General features: G+C 56.8%; 1 rRNA gene. It reads right to left on the bottom strand.

What is annotated here, in order from left to right:
* Window positions 1-1068 (bottom strand): 23S ribosomal RNA (locus ACIQPR_RS49125); the annotation flags it as partial.

Genomic DNA, 1068 nt, shown 5'->3' with positions numbered 1-1068 from the left:
TTTAGGGTACGGGCCGCCATGAAACTCGCTAGAGGCTTTTCTCGACAGCATAGGATCATCCACTTCACCACAATCGGCTCGGCATCAGGTCTCAGACTATATGTGATCCGGATTTACCTGGACCACGTCCTACACCCTTACCCCGGGACAACCACCGCCCGGGATGGACTACCTTCCTGCGTCACCCCATCACTCACCTACTACAGGTCTGGACTGTCGGCTCCACCACTCCCCTTTGCCCGAAGGCTCCAGGGCGGCTTCACGGACTTAGCATCGCCTGGTTCGATGTTTGACGCTTCACAGCGGGTACCGGAATATCAACCGGTTATCCATCGACTACGCCTGTCGGCCTCGCCTTAGGTCCCGACTTACCCTGGGCAGATCAGCTTGACCCAGGAACCCTTAGTCAATCGGCGCACACGTTTCTCACGTGTGTATCGCTACTCATGCCTGCATTCTCACTCGTGAACCGTCCACCACTAGCTTCCGCTGCGGCTTCACCCGGCACACGACGCTCCCCTACCCATCCATACAGGCGTTGGCCCTGTTGTATGAATGACACGACTTCGGCGGTACGCTTGAGCCCCGCTACATTGTCGGCGCGGAATCACTAGACCAGTGAGCTATTACGCACTCTTTCAAGGGTGGCTGCTTCTAAGCCAACCTCCTGGTTGTCTCTGCGACTCCACATCCTTTCCCACTTAGCGTACGCTTAGGGGCCTTAGTCGATGCTCTGGGCTGTTTCCCTCTCGACCATGGAGCTTATCCCCCACAGTCTCACTGCCGCGCTCTCACTTACCGGCATTCGGAGTTTGGCTAAGGTCAGTAACCCGGTAGGGCCCATCGCCTATCCAGTGCTCTACCTCCGGCAAGAAACACACGACGCTGCACCTAAATGCATTTCGGGGAGAACCAGCTATCACGGAGTTTGATTGGCCTTTCACCCCTAACCACAGGTCATCCCCCAGGTTTTCAACCCTGGTGGGTTCGGTCCTCCACGAAGTCTTACCTCCGCTTCAACCTGCCCATGGCTAGATCACTCCGCTTCGGGTCTTGAGCGCGCTACTA

Origin of the sequence: Streptomyces sp. NPDC091280 (genome assembly GCF_044768565.1) — a bacterium.
Taxonomy (GTDB): domain Bacteria; phylum Actinomycetota; class Actinomycetes; order Streptomycetales; family Streptomycetaceae; genus Streptomyces.
The sequence above is the reverse complement of the archived record's forward strand: the minus strand, read 5'-3'. Positions and strand labels throughout refer to the sequence as shown.